At 67.4% G+C, this 14,593-nt stretch carries 28 protein-coding genes; all 28 read right to left on the bottom strand.

Annotation, left to right across the window (positions count from 1 at the left end; all coding sequences use genetic code 11):
* Positions 1–139 precede the first annotated feature (139 nt).
* The gene (locus tag ACQEVO_RS34700; RefSeq protein ID WP_432921520.1) at positions 140–676 is read right to left on the bottom strand and encodes a hypothetical protein; all 537 of its coding nucleotides are present in this window, start codon (positions 674–676) and stop codon (positions 140–142) included.
* Complete coding sequence (locus ACQEVO_RS34695) at positions 673–1,986, bottom strand: AAA family ATPase (RefSeq protein ID WP_432921517.1); 1,314 nt, start codon at positions 1,984–1,986, stop codon at positions 673–675. Before ACQEVO_RS34695 ends, ACQEVO_RS34700 begins: the two co-directional genes overlap by 4 nt.
* A complete protein-coding gene (locus ACQEVO_RS34690) occupies positions 1,983–2,240 on the bottom strand; it encodes a hypothetical protein (protein WP_432921514.1) in 258 nt (85 codons plus the stop codon). The genes ACQEVO_RS34695 and ACQEVO_RS34690 overlap by 4 nt, the downstream gene beginning before the upstream one ends.
* Positions 2,237–3,172, bottom strand: coding sequence for a hypothetical protein (locus tag ACQEVO_RS34685; RefSeq protein WP_432921511.1), 936 nt, complete (start codon positions 3,170–3,172; stop codon positions 2,237–2,239). Before ACQEVO_RS34685 ends, ACQEVO_RS34690 begins: the two co-directional genes overlap by 4 nt.
* Entirely contained in the window at positions 3,172–3,450 is a 279-nt protein-coding gene (locus ACQEVO_RS34680) for a sigma factor-like helix-turn-helix DNA-binding protein (RefSeq protein ID WP_432921508.1), read from the bottom strand. Before ACQEVO_RS34680 ends, ACQEVO_RS34685 begins: the two co-directional genes overlap by 1 nt.
* Before the next feature lie 197 nt (positions 3,451–3,647).
* Positions 3,648–4,397 (bottom strand): hypothetical protein, encoded by a 750-nt coding sequence (locus tag ACQEVO_RS34675; RefSeq protein ID WP_432921505.1) that lies wholly within the window; start codon positions 4,395–4,397, stop codon positions 3,648–3,650.
* Positions 4,394–5,377, bottom strand: coding sequence for a DUF5131 family protein (locus ACQEVO_RS34670; RefSeq protein WP_432923342.1), 984 nt, complete (start codon positions 5,375–5,377; stop codon positions 4,394–4,396). Before ACQEVO_RS34670 ends, ACQEVO_RS34675 begins: the two co-directional genes overlap by 4 nt.
* Positions 5,378–5,534: 157 nt before the next feature.
* Positions 5,535–6,569 carry a hypothetical protein gene (locus ACQEVO_RS34665; RefSeq protein ID WP_432921502.1) on the bottom strand — a complete coding sequence of 345 codons (1,035 nt, stop codon included), beginning with the start codon at positions 6,567–6,569 and terminating at the stop codon, positions 5,535–5,537.
* Positions 6,562–7,137: a VUT family protein gene (locus ACQEVO_RS34660; RefSeq protein ID WP_432921499.1), complete on the bottom strand. Its 576-nt coding sequence runs from the start codon at positions 7,135–7,137 to the stop codon at positions 6,562–6,564. The genes ACQEVO_RS34665 and ACQEVO_RS34660 overlap by 8 nt, the downstream gene beginning before the upstream one ends.
* Complete coding sequence (locus ACQEVO_RS34655) at positions 7,137–7,955, bottom strand: DNA cytosine methyltransferase (RefSeq protein ID WP_432921496.1); 819 nt, start codon at positions 7,953–7,955, stop codon at positions 7,137–7,139. Before ACQEVO_RS34655 ends, ACQEVO_RS34660 begins: the two co-directional genes overlap by 1 nt.
* On the bottom strand, positions 7,952–8,347 hold the full coding sequence (locus ACQEVO_RS34650) for a hypothetical protein (protein ID WP_432921494.1): 396 nt from the start codon (positions 8,345–8,347) through the stop codon (positions 7,952–7,954). The genes ACQEVO_RS34655 and ACQEVO_RS34650 overlap by 4 nt, the downstream gene beginning before the upstream one ends.
* Positions 8,344–8,697, bottom strand: coding sequence for a hypothetical protein (locus tag ACQEVO_RS34645; protein WP_432921491.1), 354 nt, complete (start codon positions 8,695–8,697; stop codon positions 8,344–8,346). Before ACQEVO_RS34645 ends, ACQEVO_RS34650 begins: the two co-directional genes overlap by 4 nt.
* The gene (locus ACQEVO_RS34640) at positions 8,694–9,257 is read right to left on the bottom strand and encodes a hypothetical protein (RefSeq protein ID WP_432921489.1); all 564 of its coding nucleotides are present in this window, start codon (positions 9,255–9,257) and stop codon (positions 8,694–8,696) included. The genes ACQEVO_RS34645 and ACQEVO_RS34640 overlap by 4 nt, the downstream gene beginning before the upstream one ends.
* 2 nt (positions 9,258–9,259) lie before the next feature.
* On the bottom strand, positions 9,260–10,162 hold the full coding sequence (locus tag ACQEVO_RS34635; RefSeq protein WP_432921486.1) for a PD-(D/E)XK nuclease-like domain-containing protein: 903 nt from the start codon (positions 10,160–10,162) through the stop codon (positions 9,260–9,262).
* Complete coding sequence (locus ACQEVO_RS34630; RefSeq protein WP_432921483.1) at positions 10,159–10,353, bottom strand: hypothetical protein; 195 nt, start codon at positions 10,351–10,353, stop codon at positions 10,159–10,161. Before ACQEVO_RS34630 ends, ACQEVO_RS34635 begins: the two co-directional genes overlap by 4 nt.
* Positions 10,350–10,931, bottom strand: a complete 582-nt coding sequence (locus tag ACQEVO_RS34625; RefSeq protein WP_432921480.1) for a hypothetical protein — start codon at positions 10,929–10,931, stop codon at positions 10,350–10,352. The genes ACQEVO_RS34630 and ACQEVO_RS34625 overlap by 4 nt, the downstream gene beginning before the upstream one ends.
* Positions 10,928–11,413, bottom strand: a complete 486-nt coding sequence (locus tag ACQEVO_RS34620) for a hypothetical protein (protein WP_432921477.1) — start codon at positions 11,411–11,413, stop codon at positions 10,928–10,930. Before ACQEVO_RS34620 ends, ACQEVO_RS34625 begins: the two co-directional genes overlap by 4 nt.
* The gene (locus ACQEVO_RS34615) at positions 11,410–11,583 is read right to left on the bottom strand and encodes a hypothetical protein (protein ID WP_432921474.1); all 174 of its coding nucleotides are present in this window, start codon (positions 11,581–11,583) and stop codon (positions 11,410–11,412) included. The genes ACQEVO_RS34620 and ACQEVO_RS34615 overlap by 4 nt, the downstream gene beginning before the upstream one ends.
* Complete coding sequence (locus ACQEVO_RS34610) at positions 11,583–11,768, bottom strand: hypothetical protein (RefSeq protein WP_432921471.1); 186 nt, start codon at positions 11,766–11,768, stop codon at positions 11,583–11,585. The genes ACQEVO_RS34615 and ACQEVO_RS34610 overlap by 1 nt, the downstream gene beginning before the upstream one ends.
* The gene (locus ACQEVO_RS34605; RefSeq protein WP_432921468.1) at positions 11,755–12,033 is read right to left on the bottom strand and encodes a hypothetical protein; all 279 of its coding nucleotides are present in this window, start codon (positions 12,031–12,033) and stop codon (positions 11,755–11,757) included. Before ACQEVO_RS34605 ends, ACQEVO_RS34610 begins: the two co-directional genes overlap by 14 nt.
* Positions 12,030–12,290, bottom strand: a complete 261-nt coding sequence (locus ACQEVO_RS34600) for a hypothetical protein (RefSeq protein WP_432921465.1) — start codon at positions 12,288–12,290, stop codon at positions 12,030–12,032. The genes ACQEVO_RS34605 and ACQEVO_RS34600 overlap by 4 nt, the downstream gene beginning before the upstream one ends.
* Positions 12,287–12,904, bottom strand: a complete 618-nt coding sequence (locus ACQEVO_RS34595; RefSeq protein WP_432921462.1) for a hypothetical protein — start codon at positions 12,902–12,904, stop codon at positions 12,287–12,289. Before ACQEVO_RS34595 ends, ACQEVO_RS34600 begins: the two co-directional genes overlap by 4 nt.
* The gene (locus ACQEVO_RS34590) at positions 12,897–13,187 is read right to left on the bottom strand and encodes a hypothetical protein (protein WP_432921459.1); all 291 of its coding nucleotides are present in this window, start codon (positions 13,185–13,187) and stop codon (positions 12,897–12,899) included. Before ACQEVO_RS34590 ends, ACQEVO_RS34595 begins: the two co-directional genes overlap by 8 nt.
* The gene (locus ACQEVO_RS34585; RefSeq protein ID WP_432921456.1) at positions 13,180–13,560 is read right to left on the bottom strand and encodes a hypothetical protein; all 381 of its coding nucleotides are present in this window, start codon (positions 13,558–13,560) and stop codon (positions 13,180–13,182) included. Before ACQEVO_RS34585 ends, ACQEVO_RS34590 begins: the two co-directional genes overlap by 8 nt.
* A complete protein-coding gene (locus ACQEVO_RS34580) occupies positions 13,553–13,753 on the bottom strand; it encodes a hypothetical protein (protein WP_432921453.1) in 201 nt (66 codons plus the stop codon). The genes ACQEVO_RS34585 and ACQEVO_RS34580 overlap by 8 nt, the downstream gene beginning before the upstream one ends.
* Positions 13,750–13,983 carry a hypothetical protein gene (locus tag ACQEVO_RS34575; protein ID WP_432921450.1) on the bottom strand — a complete coding sequence of 78 codons (234 nt, stop codon included), beginning with the start codon at positions 13,981–13,983 and terminating at the stop codon, positions 13,750–13,752. Before ACQEVO_RS34575 ends, ACQEVO_RS34580 begins: the two co-directional genes overlap by 4 nt.
* Entirely contained in the window at positions 13,980–14,384 is a 405-nt protein-coding gene (locus tag ACQEVO_RS34570; protein ID WP_432921447.1) for a hypothetical protein, read from the bottom strand. Before ACQEVO_RS34570 ends, ACQEVO_RS34575 begins: the two co-directional genes overlap by 4 nt.
* Positions 14,381–14,593 carry a hypothetical protein gene (locus tag ACQEVO_RS34565; RefSeq protein ID WP_432921444.1) on the bottom strand — a complete coding sequence of 71 codons (213 nt, stop codon included), beginning with the start codon at positions 14,591–14,593 and terminating at the stop codon, positions 14,381–14,383. Before ACQEVO_RS34565 ends, ACQEVO_RS34570 begins: the two co-directional genes overlap by 4 nt.

The following is a 14,593-nucleotide window of genomic DNA, read 5'->3' as shown; positions in this document are numbered from 1 at the left end:
TTGACGATCAGGGCGCCGCAGCGGGGGCAACCGTCCGCACTGGGAGGCACCGTGCGGGGCGCTGGCTGCCTCCTGGACGGGCCGGGGGGTGCGGGTTGGGGTATCCGGGTGATCTGCATACGCCGAGCGGGTTTCTGGCTCATCGGGTCGCCTCCGGGGTCTCGCCGTGCTCGAAGCGAGCCGATCGCGCGGCGCGATAGGCGTCGAGCAGGTCTGGATGGCCGATTCCCTGTGCGAGGTAGCCGGGCAGCTCAGGGGCCCACCCAATCGAGTTCGCTCGGATAAACCACCGGACCTGCGTCAACCCGATGTGCTGGATACGCGTCTCTTCCACGTGATCTCGCGGGATCGCACCATGCGCGATGTAGACGGGCCGGTGCGTCGCTTCCAGTAGCTCCCAGCACAGGTTGAGTTCGTGCTGCGTCGGCGCCGCGCCTTTGACCTCCCACCAGACGCCATCCCGGGCCGGGTCAGGCCCGAAGTGCTCTCCTGGGTAGGCAGGGAAGTCGAGGAGGAAGTCCGGCAGGTACCGCCCCGAGGGAAGGTCGAAGCCTTGCGGCTCGTACTCCCAGCCGATACCGAGGTGGTCGAAAAACACAGCCCACCTGGCCTCGATGCGTGACCGGAAGCGGCAGCCGGCATAGCTGGTCTCGATGGGTTTGAGGTCGGTCATCATGCGGTCTTCCTTGATTGGTTGGCGTAGTAGTCGGCGTCCGCGGGCATCCACGGCAGGGCGGTGGCGTGCTGGAGCTTCGAAGGCCAGGAGCGCTCCTCGCGGGTTCCGCGCCAGGAGACGACATCGACGATCTCGGCGCGGCCGTGGCCGGGGTCCTCCCGCGCGCGGCGTAGGCCGAACCCGAACTCCGGCCACCGCATCCACACGCTCGACCCGATCGGAGCCATGTTCCGTTGGCCGTCGCCGGCAGATCCCTTCCCCGCGTGGGCTTCGGTGAGCAGGGCGAACCCGTACCGCTCCCGCAGTCCGTCGAGGACCCAGGCGATCTCGCGGGCGGGTTTCTCGTCGTTCGGGTTCTCGTGGTGCAGCTTGTACAGCGGACCCAGCACCAGCAGATCCGGTGCAGTGTCGGTGATGGCGCGCTCGAGCCACGCCGTGTCGAGGCTCGTGAGCAGGTCGATACCGGCCGGCCGGACCTCGATCGACATGGTGTCGTTCCAGTCCATCGGGGACAGGCCGTGGTTCCGGCGCCGCTTGTCGACCATCCCGGTGACCCAGCTGTAACGGCGGATGCACTGCGATGGGGAGTTCTCGCAGTCCACGATCAGCACCCGGGCGCGGGTCCGGTCCGCGCCGAGCACGTTTCCGGTGAACGGGTGCAGTCCGGCCGCGAGGGTGCAGGCGATCTGTGAGCAGGCCACCGACTTGCCGCCGCCCTCGGCGCCGGTAAGGACGATGCGGTCCATCCGCTCCAGCAAGTCCGGGACCAGCCAGTCGTGATGCACGGTGGTGGACAGGAAGTCGCCCATCGGGGTCGGCTTGCTCGCGGTCATGTCGGCGGCGATCTTCTCGGCCTCGTCGCACTCGCGGCGGATCGTCGACAACGCGGCGTTGAGGTCGGTCTTCTCGACACCGTTCTGCCAGGCCGACTCCATCCGCTGCTGCAACCGGATCGCTGCCTCGGAAAGCTTCCGGGCCGCCGACAGCTCCCGGATGCGTTCGGCCAGCAATGGAGCGGTGGACGGCTGCCACGCCTTCTCTACGCACTCGAGGACGTCGCGCGGTCGAACCCGTCCGGGCATCAGGCCTCGGGTCTGCGCCTCGACTATCACGGAGTTCGGGTCGACCGGCTTGCCCGCCAGCAACATCCCGTGGAGGACGGTCGCGATGTGCTTGGCGCCGGGGACGTGGAAGTCCTCGGGCCGCACCGACAGGAAGGTCTGCCGGCACACGTCGGGGGACAGGATGGTCACCCCGATGAGCCCCGCCTCCGCGTGCTCGTCGTACGGGGTGTCGCTCTGGTCGCTCAATCCTGCCAATTTGCACCCCTACGGCGGTGGATGAGCCGGGTCACGTGGCCGGGCATGATCCAGGTGGTTTCGTCTGCGAAGTGCTCGTGCACGGCGTCGACCGCCTCGGCGAAGGACCAGCGGCGCCGGCGAGCGGCCTCGGACCAGAGCGCGATCAGCAAGTGGTCGATCTCGCGGCCGTCGTAGCCGGTGGCCACCTGGAGCAGGGTCACCACCTCGTCGTTGGTCAGCCCCGGAATGTCGGGTGTCGTCATTGCAAACCTCCAGGAACGGCAGTGAGCATCGGGAGTGAGCCCTGCTCGGTGATGCCGGATTGATTGACCCCGCCCCACGCCATGACGTTCGGGTTCGGGTTGGTCTTGAAGCGCTCGCCCGCCGCGACCTTCTGCTGCCGCCTCGTCGGACCGCCGTCGGTACCGGCGCGACGGGAGGCCTGCTCGTCTTCGCGGATGATCCAGTTCCGCCAGGTGCGGTCCCAGTCGGCGCGCACACCCTTCTGCCCGGGCTGGGCCGGCCAGTGGTTCATGAACTTCTCGTGAGCGCGGCGAAGGTCTACGTTCGGATGCTCTTGTTTCGCCCAGGCGATCGTGTCTTCGGAGGGCATCCAGTCGTCAGGGAGGCGGGTTCCGCGCTTGCGCGACCTCTCTCTATCTCCGTTAGGAGATAGAGATGGGTTCGGGTCCGGGTTAAGAGGGGACTCCGGCGGGACCGTTTCGGACTGTCCCGTATGTCCCGGTGGGACATCCTCGGGACTAGCCGTTGACTTGGCCTTTTTCGCCTGGCGCCAGTTGCGTTTCCGCTCCGCTTCGGCCGCTCGACGCTCCTGAAGTTGCGCCGCAGTGAAGTTGTACTGCTCCCAGTTCAGCACCAGAAACGCTTCCGCCGACTCGATTTCTGCGCGATCCGGGACGGTTTCGGGGACATGTCCCGGACGTCCGGATTTGTCCCACCGGGACACATTCGGGACAGGGAGCCATTTGCCGGTGCGGCACAACTGCTCCGCCAGATCCATCGACCCGGCGAGCTCGTCCACCATGTACGCGGGGATCAGTCCGTCGGTCTCGTGGTCGTTGCACCAGGAGTTGGCCAGGGTCCACAGGCCGATCGCCGCGCATCGGTGAGCGCGTGGAATCGCCAAGGTCTTGCGGTGGCTGTGCAGCTTGTCGTCGAGACGGCCCCACGCCATTAGGCATCACCTCCGAATTCCATACCGGGGGTGTCCTTGGCGCGGTGCACAGCCTGGCGGACACCGGATTCCGTCATGCCGAGGGCTTCGGCGATCTCCGCGTGCTTCAGCCCGTACTCCCGGGCGAGCAGCATGTAGCGCGGACGATTGACGTTGAGGGATTCCTGCTGCCGGCGGATCGAGTCGAGCATGTCGACGATGTACGGCCGGGCCTCGTCCGGGGAAACGGATTCCCGCGGGGTAGAAACTGCAGGCAGGGGTGATTTGGGTATGCTCACGCGAGCCCCTTCTTCGGTGTAGTCGAAGTTGGTGGTTAGGCCCTGGGGTGATTCCGGTGTTGGCGCACCGGCCCTCGGGGCCGCTTCGATCTTACCCCAGCTACGTGACAGCACAGGCGCCGGACCTGAGCGAATTCCCATGTCATCCAAGGGATGTACGTCACTCGGCGGCATTCCAAATGGATCTCCGGCAAACATCACCGCACCCCCTTGTTGACCGCGTCGGCCAGACGAACGCACAGCCCCTGATCCCGGTACGCGTACGTGTGCAAACCCCCACCCAGCGGAGGCGGCAGATAGTTCCAGGCGTACCGGGCCGCACGCCCCCACTGATTCCAGTACTCCAACTTCCAAAACGGCTGGTAGTTGTGGCGCATCGCCCGGTCGTAGAGGTCGAACCCCCACGCCAGCGCATCCTGCGGGGACGCCAGGGAGAAATAGTCGACGGTATCGGCGATCCCGCGCAGCGACGACCCCGCCGGGAGGCTGGTGATCGGGTCGCCTTCGACCGCGGCGAACCACGAGGGCATCCCGGTGATCGGGCGGGATTTCACGATCCCGTACCCCGACGCCGCGGGAACGCCCGGCATCGTCCCGCCGGCGGGGCGGCCCGGGTCGGCGATCAGGGCGCACCCGACCACCTCGAGGTCCCGGTGTTTCCCGGCGCCGTACTCCGCCGCAGCGTCCCCGGCTATACCGGCCCCCTGTGAATATCCGCACCAGATCGCGGGATACGGGGTGGTGCGGGTGGCGTCGATGAGAGCTTGCTTCCCGGCAGCGCGGGACTTCGCCCAGCTGATACCGCCCGTCCCGAATCCTGCCGCGGGGTAGCGGACGATCTGCGGGAGGAACCGTTCGTCGAGATGGGACAGGAACAGTTCGGAGATGCCGTCTCCGCCGTCCGGGAAGCCGGTCCCGGCGAGAAGCAGCGCAGCGTATTTGGTCATTCCGCACCGCCCGGGTACTGATCCCAGGTGCGGCCGTCGAGCTCGCGACCAGCCTTCTTCTTGCCGACCCGGCGGACTATCTGCCGGAACCCGAGATCATCGACAGGTGAACCGATCAGATAGTCGGGTGGATCGAACTGCCCAAACCCGAAACCGGTCGGAACCCACTCACCCCATTGCTTAAACAGATAAGCGACCCCTGCGGCCGTGCACTGATCGCGCAGCGATCGCGCCCACACCGGATCCATCGGCCGGGCACCGTGGCCGGACTCCCCGCCCACGATCACCCAGTCGAGACGGGGGCCGGTGGTGAGAGTGCCGTCTTCAGCGAAACCCGGCCGACCGGTGAGCCAGTAGGTCAGCTTCGGTCGGTGAGCGCCCGTCTGATCGAGCGGGCCGTCGAGGTCGATCGGTCCGAGCAACGGCTCGGCGCTCACGAACCGGACCGCAGCCGGGGTGTCGAGCAGCGCGGGAATCCGGATATCGGCCCATCGCTGATCTTCGGCACTCACGCCGAGCCACACATTCGGCAGCGGGTACGGCGGAGTGTGGTCCTCACGGACGGAGCCCGCGGTAGTTCCGAGCTTCGTCCATTCCTCAGCGACCGCGAGATCGAATTCCGTCGACGACAGCAGAGACCGCATGCGGCCGTGCCGCTTCGTCAACACCTGGTACGTATGCTGCGGCGTCGCAGCCATAATCGCCCAGACCTGCGCGATGTACCGGTCCGAGATCTGATCATGGAAGAGATCCGACATGGAGTTCACGAACACGCGCCGCGGCTTCTTCCACCGCAGCGGGTGGGTCAACCGTTCCGGATGCAGGGTGACCGCGAAGCCGTTCGGGAACTGCGGGGTGCCGGCGAACCGGTTGGCGATACCCTCCGCATAGCAGTGGTCGCACCCCGGGCTGACCTTGTCGCACCCGGTGACCGGATTCCAGGTCTCGTCTGTCCATTCGATGGATGTCTTGGTCATCAGTCCTCGCTCGGGTACGGCACAGAGGCCGGATCGATACGGATGTAGAGCCCCGCGGAAGTCGCCGCCCCACAGCGACAGCAGCAGCGGAAATGGGTAGCGGAGAGCCAGGCAGGGCCACCGGTGCGGCGGTAGCAGGGCTCGCAGATCGATTGGGCGGTCATGCTGCGACCCGCTCCTGCGAGACCTCGGGAAGCACCGTGACCTCCAGGGCGGCGGTGGTGAACTCCGTGCGCACATCCACACCCCACGGGGCGAGGTCGGAGGCGATGCGGTGCGAGAGTTCCTCGTGAGTGACCTTCTCGTGACGGAAGGAATTCAGGTAAGCAGCCAGCGAATGCAGTTCGAACGTCTCGCCGTCGAACTCCCAGCACAGGAGGATCACGCCGTCGTCGTCTTCGTCCTTGAACGGGCACAGATGGCGCAGCGATCCTTTGACGATCATCTGTCCCTTGCCGGAGGTGGGGACGCGGCGAGGAAGGGTCGGGTTCATTACAGAGACCTCCGGGAGGATTTCGAAGAAGCCGGGCTCGTCGTCGAGGCGGTCGATGGCGTCGAGCCAGCCCAGCAATTTGGTGAGGTTGATGTCGGGACCCTTGGTGAGATAGGTGCCGTCGGCGGAGTCCACGCCGGCATTCACCGCGTAGACGATCCGCATCTGGGAGCTGACGCGGCCCATGTGCACCCACTTGCCACGCTCTTTCGCCTCAGCAGTGAGGTCTCGGGCGGCGGGGCTGAGCTTCCACTCGAACATCGGGTGGAAGCACAACGGGCAGCGCTCGATCCGGCGGGTGCGTTTCACCTCCAGCGGCCACAGGTACAGGCAGCTGGGGCATTCGATGATCCCGCCCAGGAACAGGACATCGAACTCATCCCACGGCAGGTTGCCGGCGAAGTTCTGGGCCACGAACGCCGCAGGGAATCCCCGGTCCCGGATCTTGGGCAGGAACGGCAGGGACCGCTTCAACGTCCCGGCCGCGTCACCCACCACATCAGGAGCGGTGGCCCACAGGCGCTGTCCGGGCTCGGTTTTGTCGGCCATGGAGTCCAGCCACGCCAGCCACTTCTCATCGCCGGGGTAGCCCTTACCGAAGCAACCGGAGTCGAAGCCGATACGGGATCCGGGGATCAGGACGTTGCCCTGCTCCGGGGTGGCCATACCGCCGAGCACGCCCCAGCGGATCGCGTCATGCACGCGCGGACTGCCGGTCGGAGGAGTCAGATACAACACCACTCACCCCCTTCCCTGCGATCACGAACAGCAGGGACGCACCGGTCTTGCCGACGAGTTGGCCCAGCATCGCGGGCATCACCGCCGCCCACCCGAACGCGATCCCCAGGAACAGCGCGGTATCCACCACCGCACCGATAACTCCGGAGAGCATGACCGCGACGGCCCAGGGGCTGGAGCCGAAGCGGGCGCGGGATCGGATCGGCGTGTACACCAGCAGATCCGCCAACTCCGCTACCGCGAACGCCACAGCGGAGGCCACAGCCAGCGCGGGCGAGGCCACCACGAACGACAGGGCGGCACCTATCGCGACCGCCCCCATCGCCGCAGCCTTACCGGCGGTGTCCTGGAGCGCATCGCGCAGTGCCAGTGCGGCGCCGGCGGCCAACGTTCCCGCAGTAGTGGACAGGCCGAGCCCGATGGCGATGAACCCGTACTTCTCGGTCAGCCAGTTCGCGAGGAGTACCGACCCCAGCAGGCCGACACCCGCGGCGGTGGCGACCGACACTCGGGCCAACGATGTCTCGGTCATCAGTCCTCGCTCGGGTACGGCACAGAGGCCGGATCGATACGGATGTAAAGCCCGGATGTGGTCGCGGCGCCGCATCGGCAGCAGATCCGGGAGTGGTCGTCGAGCACCCGGGGCGGGAAGCTTCCCGGATAGGTGAAGGACCAGCAGGGCTGGCAGATGGGCTGAGTCCAGGTCATGCCGCACCCCCAGCAGACTCGGCGGCGAGAAGGGCCATCAGCTGTCGGCCGATCAGCTCTGTTGAACGCCGGCGGGATCGCCTCCCGCAGCCCGTCCCGGGACATCCAGTCGATGCCCATCGCCGCCTTCGCCGCGGCCACCCCGGAGAAGTTGCCGACCACATGCATGAACTCGCCAGCCTGCGGAGGGCGGCCCATCTTCGTGGTCGGGACCGTGTGCACCGGATGCGGCGGGACCACGACAGGGAAGTTCGTCTCGAACAGCCGATGCCGGTAGGTCCGCAACCCCGGGAACATGGCGCCGCACAACTCGATCGGATCCAGCAGCGGAGCACCCGGGACGTTCTCGATCACGTACGGCTTACCGAACGCCCGGAACAGCCCCCGGACTTCGCGGATGAAGTCGTGATGTTCCCGGCCCTGGATCCGCTGCGCGTTCGAGTGCGCCTGACAGGGAGGTGAGGCGGCGAAGGCATCGAACTCGTCCCCGTGGGCGATGAGGAAGGCCAGGGCGTCGCCCTGGTGGAACTCGAACGGGTACCGCGGCTGCGGGTCGATATCCACACCGACCACTTCGAACCCTGCCTGGTGGTAGCCCATCGAGGCGCCGCCCTCTTTGCAGAACAGGTCGAGAAGTCTCATGCGGCACCGTCCCCGGTGGGCACGACCAGCCCGTAGTCGGTGAGATGCGCCCACCGACCCCGATACAACACCGCGGTCTCCACAGCAGTGGCCTGACCGTTGCGCAGGATCAGCCAGCCGTTCGCCACCGCATCGGCACGGTTGCGCTCGATCCGGTCATGGCACCGGGCGCTGACGTGCAGTGCGTTCGCCGCCCGGTTGATCCACTCCAACTGTGAACCGCCGCGGCCACGCGGGGCCCGATGGTGGATGTGCCCGGCCGGCCCGCAGGCGTCCAACTCGCACAGCCCTTTGGACCGTTCGGCGACACCCGCTCTCACCTTCGGCGAGAACCCGGCACGCCCGCGCCGCGACCGGCGGGGCTGGGTCTTCGGCCAGGACTGGCGGATCATGACTCCCCCCGCCCGGCAGCGCCATACATGGAGCGCACGCTGGCGCCCACCGACTGCCAGGCACGGAGCTCGGCATCGAGAGCCTTGGCCCGACGGTCGGCATGCTTGTACGTGGCGTCGGCGACGTCTCGGGCGCGGCGCTCGTTGATCGTGGCGAGCTCTGCGTCGTACCGCTTCCCATGGGCCGGGCCCGGGGCGTTCAGGTAGGCGTGCGCGTAGGCCACGTCGTACTCGTGGTCGGCCTTCAGGAACGCGATGTAGGCGTCGCCGCAGGCGGTGACGCTGTTCGCGATCTGGTTCGCGACTCCCCGGATCGCTTCCTCGATCTTGACGGGATTGTGTTCGGTCACGACTCACCGCCGGAGAAGTGCTTGATCGCAGCCCGCAGCGCCTCGGTGTCCATGCTGCTGCGGATATCCCCGGCGTTCGGATGATTCGCGGTGAACCACTCCGCCGCGGTCCCGCCCGCGATACCGCGTCGGTTCAGTAGGCCGAGCAGCTCGGCGCGCGCCAGGTCCGCCGGCTCCAAATCTTTGGCCGCCCAGATCGCCCGGTTCCGAACCTCATCGGCGGAGGCGACACCCTTCTTCGTGTCAGCCGCCAGGGCGGCGACGAGTGCGCGCCCCCACGCGGAGGTCTCGGCGTTCTGCAGTTCGCTGCCCCGGGTGTACGGAGTCTTGCCGGGCACCTGCTCCCATGCCATACCGATGCCGGGCATCGTGTCCTCTGGCGTCCGGTAGAAGGCGGCCACCACGATCAGGTAGGTCTGGCCGTCGATCACCTCGATCGCATACGGGCGGGCCGGATCGGCCGGCTGGAACGAGCCCTGCGGGTGCAGCTTCTCCCGCACTTCGGCGATACGCTGCGCTACCTCGACGTAATCGCCGAGCTCGATCTTCTTCTCGCTCATGCTCACCACTCCCTCGCCCACCGGGGCAGGCTCATCTGATTGATCTGGTTGCCGTAGCCGGGCCACTGGTCGAAGTCGCTGCACTCGGCGAACAACTTCGCGGCGGCGGAGACGATCTCGTCGCCCGCGGCGATCGCCTCGGCATCGAACTCGTGCAGGCTCGTCAGGTACGGCTCGGTCTTCTCCTGCGCCAGGAGGATGAACTCCTCGACCGTGTAGCCGAGGAGCTTCAGGACTCGGATGTAGTGGGCGACCTGGACGTAGTAGCCGAGGTTCGCCGCGCCCTTCTCGAACGGCTTCGGGGCCGCGTCTTTCGAGGTCTTGTAATCCCGGACCCGAACCCGTTTGCCGGGGAGGAAGATGATGTAGTCGAACCGGGCCCGCAGCATCACCCACGTATCCAGATCCAGGGCGTAGGCCGACATCTCCGCCGCACAGTTCTCCTCACGGGGGAACAGGGCAGCCACCTCCGGCCGGGCGAGGGCGGCGTCGACCATGGCGCGGGTCGCGTTGTACTGCTTGCGCAGCAGCGGCACCTTCCCCTCGGCGCGTGCCTGTGCCCGGGCGATCTTGGCTTCCTTGCCCTGCCAGGTCGCCGCCTCCACCACTTTGATGCCGGTACCGGTGCCGAGCAGCAGCGTGTGCGCAGCGGTACCGATGTCGAAGTCGTCGTTGTCCTCGTGGACCCCGTACCGGAGCTTCGCGGGCCCGCCCGGTTTCACCAGCAGCCGGACGCCAGTACTGGACAGGCTGTTCGGGTCCGAGTGGTAGATGTCCTCCGGCAGGTCCGGGTAGAGGCCCGGCTCGGTCGGGGCGACCAGGGCGGGCGCGGCCTTCGCCTTGCAGTGCCAGCAGGCGCCGCGATCCAAATCGGTCGTCGGGCAGATGTCATTCCATTCGGTCACCGCCACGGCGAGTCCTCCATCCGCTTGATCTCGGCGTCCAGGAACGCGCGCAGATTCCGAAGGTCGTCCGGCCCGTACGTCCCGTACTCGGCCTGGATAGCCACCCGGGTCCTGCCGGTGAGGCCGTCGAGGACCTCCTCGAACCGGGCGGAGCCGAGACCATCGGAGAGCTGCAGGAACTGGGCGGTCATGACGCGACCTCCAGCCGGCCGATGGACAGCCACCGCTCCACCTGCTCATCACTCACCCGGTAGTGCGACCGCAGCCACGCCACCGCGGCGTGATGCCCGAAACCCAGCGTGCGGCGGGCGAACCCGTACTCCTCCCGGGCATCCCGGTTCCGCAGAAGGGTCCCCCGCTTCCGGGCGCCCGCCCGGATCACCGCCTCCGGCACCGTCACCGTGGTCGAGTCCGTAACCCGCAGCTCCCACATGCCGCCCTCCACCGGGGTAGCGAGATAGCGGGAACCCGCCGGTAGGACACCGGTATCGGTGAGGAAGTCCTTGAACAGGATCACCTCCACCTGCCCCACCGGGGCGGCCTTCATGCTGCGGTCCGCGGCCACCGCCTCCGCGCGCGCCACCAGCTCCGAGGTGGTGACATCGACGTCCAGCCACACCAGGGCGCACATCAGCATCTGCGCGACCCGCTCCGGTTCAGTCCGGCCGCGGGCAACAAGATCGGCGTAGAGGATGGCGGGGTCGATTTCCCGAAGGTTCTCCGCGAGACGCAGTGTTTCCTCGGCCAAGCGGTCGTGGTAATCGCTCACTGGGCGTCCGCCTTCCGCTCGGCGCGGCGTACCACCGCGTAGCAGGCCGCGCACATCCCGCGACCCCCGTACCGTTTCCCGCCGGGGATCGGTTCCTCGGTCTGCCCATGGAAGGTGGACACGCCGCACTTTGTGCAGCGGCCCGTGTTCTGCACGGGAGGCTTTGCCTTGGCCGGGACGGACCCCTCCAGGAACTTCGCGCGGCACGGCCGCGAGCAGCAGCCCTTCATCCCGGCCTTCGGCGCCAGCGTCCACGCCTTCAACTCCCCACCACAGACCCGGCAACCCTGCGGGGTCTCCGGCTTGGCGTCGTCGAGGAGACCGAGCATGTCCAGCAACTTCCGGACCTCGGCCGGCGGGATCCCTTGGCGTTTCCCGGACTCGGCAGCCCGAAGTCGCACGCTCTGCCGCTCCTCCGGCGTCTTGCCGAACAACGGGTTCTTGTCGATCTTCTTGGTCAGCGCCCCTTGGCTGATGCTCATGCGGCACGCTCCAGGTCCAGCTCGAGCGACTCCTCGTACCGGACAGACGCGTCCACGCGCGCCCCGAGATGAAGCCACAGCGCGTAGATCACGGCCGACGGCGCACCGATGACAGTGGCGCCGACGAACGCGTACAGGACCGATGCGAGAGCCAACTCCAGCAGCGACATCACTGCTCCTTTCCGTAGAAGTCCGAGACGAGATGCGCGCGCGTCTCGGTGACGCTGTCGACCCGGTTGCGGCGGCAGCAGTCCCGGTCGCCGCTCGCCGTGTGCATGAAGGCGTCCGGGTGAGTGGTGCGGTCGAGCCAGTCGAAGAGGCCCTCATTGCGGTGGCGGGATTCACGCGACGACACAGGAGGTCACCTCCTCCAGCTCCCAGCCCGCATCCAGCAGCGCCGCAGCGTGATCCTGGGTCGACACCAACCCGAGCAGCACCAGCCGCAGGACATGGCCGTCGCGGGTGCACGGCAGCACCTGGGTATCCCCGACCTGCGGGCAGGAGGTGACGTACACGTACGGCGTCACCTCACTGCCCTGGATCACCGCCGGCGGGTGGACGGCGTAGATCACGCCCGACTCCGGGGCCGGGTACGGGGTGCGGATCGCGGTCCCGGTCACTGGGCACCCCCGACATAGCGGACGTACAGGCGCCCCTCACGGACAGCCGCCTCGAACCCGCCACCGTGGAAGGCCCGCAAGATCCCCCGCGGGATCGACCGCCGGTACACCCGCATGGTTTCCGTAGTGATCGGCTTCGGCCACACCGCCCACTCGCCGGGGCGCTCACGGAGAGCGGCAGCGAAACCAGCGTTGGCGACCGGGCGACCGCCCCGCCGGGAACCGGGAAGCTCCGGAACGAATTCGACAGCGGTCACCGGTCACCGTCCTGGGCGCGCAGCAGATCCAGCTCCGTCACGGACTCGGCGACGACCTCCACCCGCGGGGCGGGACGCGGCCGGCCAGCACTGCCCGGACGGCGCTCCGCATCCGGGACGAACCGGCGCGCTTCCTTCCGCATCGTGGCGTCGACCGACCGCAGGTACCGCAGCATCCCCTCGGCGTGCTTCTCCGGAGTGGAGCAGTCCATCGTGGGATTGAGGTCGCAGCGGAGGCCGTGGGAGGCGACGTCCGCGACGAACGCCTCCAACTCCCAGACACGGGCCTGAGCGGCACGGAGGTCCGCACCCATGGTTGCGATGCGCTCCCACACCAGAGCCCAATCACCGTCGCCCGACTCGTCGATGATGTCGTGCATCCCGGTGGCGTCCAGGACGTCCCGGCATTGGCGTTCGACGACGGACAGCCAGGATTGCGCGGCACGGCGGCAGGCGTCCCGTTCGGGCTCCAGCTCGGCGATACGGGCCCGGGCGGCGAGCAGCTCGGCGGCCATGTCGCGGACCTGCCCGTCGGGGTGACAGTCGGGATGGCTCGCGTCCGCCACGATCTGGAGGTGTTCATCGGCCAGTAGGGCAGGTGTCTGGTCAGGCATTGCGGAACGCCTCCCGGTAGTCGATGTACGGCTGGACGGCGTCCCGGATCTCCTCGGCCCAGCACGCCGGGCATTCGAGTTCGCTCGACTGCTCGTGACCGTGACCGAATTCGGAGTGGTCGTCGTCTTCCTGCCGGGTCAGCGCGAGGACGTTCTTGATGACCGCGCGGGCACTGAGAACCTCCCCCGCGAGCGGGCGCACCCAGAGGCCACTCGCCTCGGATTCGGCAACGGCACGCAGCTCGGCTTCGGGAAGCTCGAACTCGTCAGGGCTTTTACGCATCGGACTTCTCCTTGCGGCCGTGCTCGGCCATCCACTGATCGGACTGAACCTGGGCCACTGGGCCCCCCGTATCCAGAGCCCGCTGGACATCAGCCACGGCGCGCTTCCACCCGCACGACACCGGATCGGCATCGGGGTGCACATCGCAGCGAGGATGGCCCGCCAGAGCGGCGCGGACCTGACCGACCAGCGCCTCCAGCTCGGCGATCCGGGCGCCCTGGTGCTGGCGAATCGACTCGTATCCGCGTGCACTGTCCCGCAACTCGGCACATTCGCCTGCGAGCGCTTTGATGCGGTCGTTCCGCTCGTCCAAGGTGGCGAGCCAGCCACGAGGGTCGTTGCGGATCGACCGGATCAGTTCTTCCTCAGACATCGCTGGTTCCCTTCGCGCCGTGCTCGGCCATGAATTGATGGATCGGGGACCACTCGTTCCACCGCTCAACCGCAGCGGGAGTGGTGAGGTCATCGGCGGCCTGGCGCAGCAGGCGCGTCCGCGGCGCAGGCGGCAGGGCGGAGATCAGGGCGAAGGCGAAGTGGCCGGCGCCCTTCTCGGCGAGAAGGCTCACTGGACCACCGCCTTAGCACCGCCGACCAGCAGCCGCAGCACCTCGGCCGCCACCTCATACGCCCGATCCACCGGCGGATGCATCGACATAACACCCGCCAGATACGCCAACATCGCGGGAAGACCGGAACCGAGATCCCACAGGTCATCAGCGATCCAGTGATCGACAGACTCGGGCGGGGCAGCCAGCAGTTCGGAGATGAACATGGAGGCGGCAGACATGGCGATCACGACGCCACCTCCCCAAGGTTCAGCGGCGCCCACAGGTCACGGATGGACTGCGCACGCTCCGCCAACCAGGCCCGGATTTCCGGCTCATCCGCACCGGTGACATCGACATACAGCGACCGCGACAGCGCCTTGCGCTGGAGCATGAAGAACAACATCAGGACGTGACACTCTTCGCCGGCCGTGTAGTCCTCCGGGTGCTCGAGGTGCCACGCCTTCCAGTCCCACCGCCACAGAAGATTCCGCTCAGGGTCGGCGTCGTAGAAGCCACCTGGCTCGTCCTTGAACGCCTGCCACGACGGGAAGGTGTCGTGCACGACGACGTTCGAATGCTGCGCGGGCGAGTGCAGGTAGTTGCCCTCGTTGCAGTAGTACGGGTGGTCGTACTCCCAGAGGTGTTTCATCGCTGCGCCCCCTCGGTGAGCAGCGGCCACAGGCGGCGCATGAAATCCCCCACCGGCGTGCCCTCATCGTCATCCCGGTACCGCAAGATCCGATCCCGGATCTCCGCATCGGACAGCGGAGCGAACTCGGCGACCATCGCAGCGAACTGCGGATCGTCCTGCGCGGCGGACAGATATCTGTCACACGCCGGCGTATGAATGGTGGTCAT

The organism is Nocardia sp. CA-290969 (assembly GCF_050936135.1).
Classification (GTDB): domain Bacteria; phylum Actinomycetota; class Actinomycetes; order Mycobacteriales; family Mycobacteriaceae; genus Nocardia.
The sequence above is the reverse complement of the archived record's forward strand: the minus strand, read 5'-3'. Positions and strand labels throughout refer to the sequence as shown.

Coding starts and splice junctions, on each gene's coding strand:
- ACQEVO_RS34700 (WP_432921520.1), bottom strand. CDS start 676: ATGATGACCGACCTCAAACCCATCGAGACCAGCTATGCCGGCTGCCGC.
- ACQEVO_RS34690 (WP_432921514.1), bottom strand. CDS start 2,240: ATGACGACACCCGACATTCCGGGGCTGACCAACGACGAGGTGGTGACC.
- ACQEVO_RS34685 (WP_432921511.1), bottom strand. CDS start 3,172: ATGGCGTGGGGCCGTCTCGACGACAAGCTGCACAGCCACCGCAAGACC.
- ACQEVO_RS34675 (WP_432921505.1), bottom strand. CDS start 4,397: ATGACCAAATACGCTGCGCTGCTTCTCGCCGGGACCGGCTTCCCGGAC.
- ACQEVO_RS34660 (WP_432921499.1), bottom strand. CDS start 7,137: ATGACCGAGACATCGTTGGCCCGAGTGTCGGTCGCCACCGCCGCGGGT.
- ACQEVO_RS34655 (WP_432921496.1), bottom strand. CDS start 7,955: ATGAGACTTCTCGACCTGTTCTGCAAAGAGGGCGGCGCCTCGATGGGC.
- ACQEVO_RS34650 (WP_432921494.1), bottom strand. CDS start 8,347: ATGATCCGCCAGTCCTGGCCGAAGACCCAGCCCCGCCGGTCGCGGCGC.
- ACQEVO_RS34640 (WP_432921489.1), bottom strand. CDS start 9,257: ATGAGCGAGAAGAAGATCGAGCTCGGCGATTACGTCGAGGTAGCGCAG.
- ACQEVO_RS34630 (WP_432921483.1), bottom strand. CDS start 10,353: ATGACCGCCCAGTTCCTGCAGCTCTCCGATGGTCTCGGCTCCGCCCGG.
- ACQEVO_RS34620 (WP_432921477.1), bottom strand. CDS start 11,413: ATGAGCATCAGCCAAGGGGCGCTGACCAAGAAGATCGACAAGAACCCG.
- ACQEVO_RS34615 (WP_432921474.1), bottom strand. CDS start 11,583: ATGTCGCTGCTGGAGTTGGCTCTCGCATCGGTCCTGTACGCGTTCGTC.
- ACQEVO_RS34595 (WP_432921462.1), bottom strand. CDS start 12,904: ATGCCTGACCAGACACCTGCCCTACTGGCCGATGAACACCTCCAGATC.
- ACQEVO_RS34590 (WP_432921459.1), bottom strand. CDS start 13,187: ATGCGTAAAAGCCCTGACGAGTTCGAGCTTCCCGAAGCCGAGCTGCGT.
- ACQEVO_RS34585 (WP_432921456.1), bottom strand. CDS start 13,560: ATGTCTGAGGAAGAACTGATCCGGTCGATCCGCAACGACCCTCGTGGC.
- ACQEVO_RS34570 (WP_432921447.1), bottom strand. CDS start 14,384: ATGAAACACCTCTGGGAGTACGACCACCCGTACTACTGCAACGAGGGC.
- ACQEVO_RS34565 (WP_432921444.1), bottom strand. CDS start 14,593: ATGACCACCATTCATACGCCGGCGTGTGACAGATATCTGTCCGCCGCG.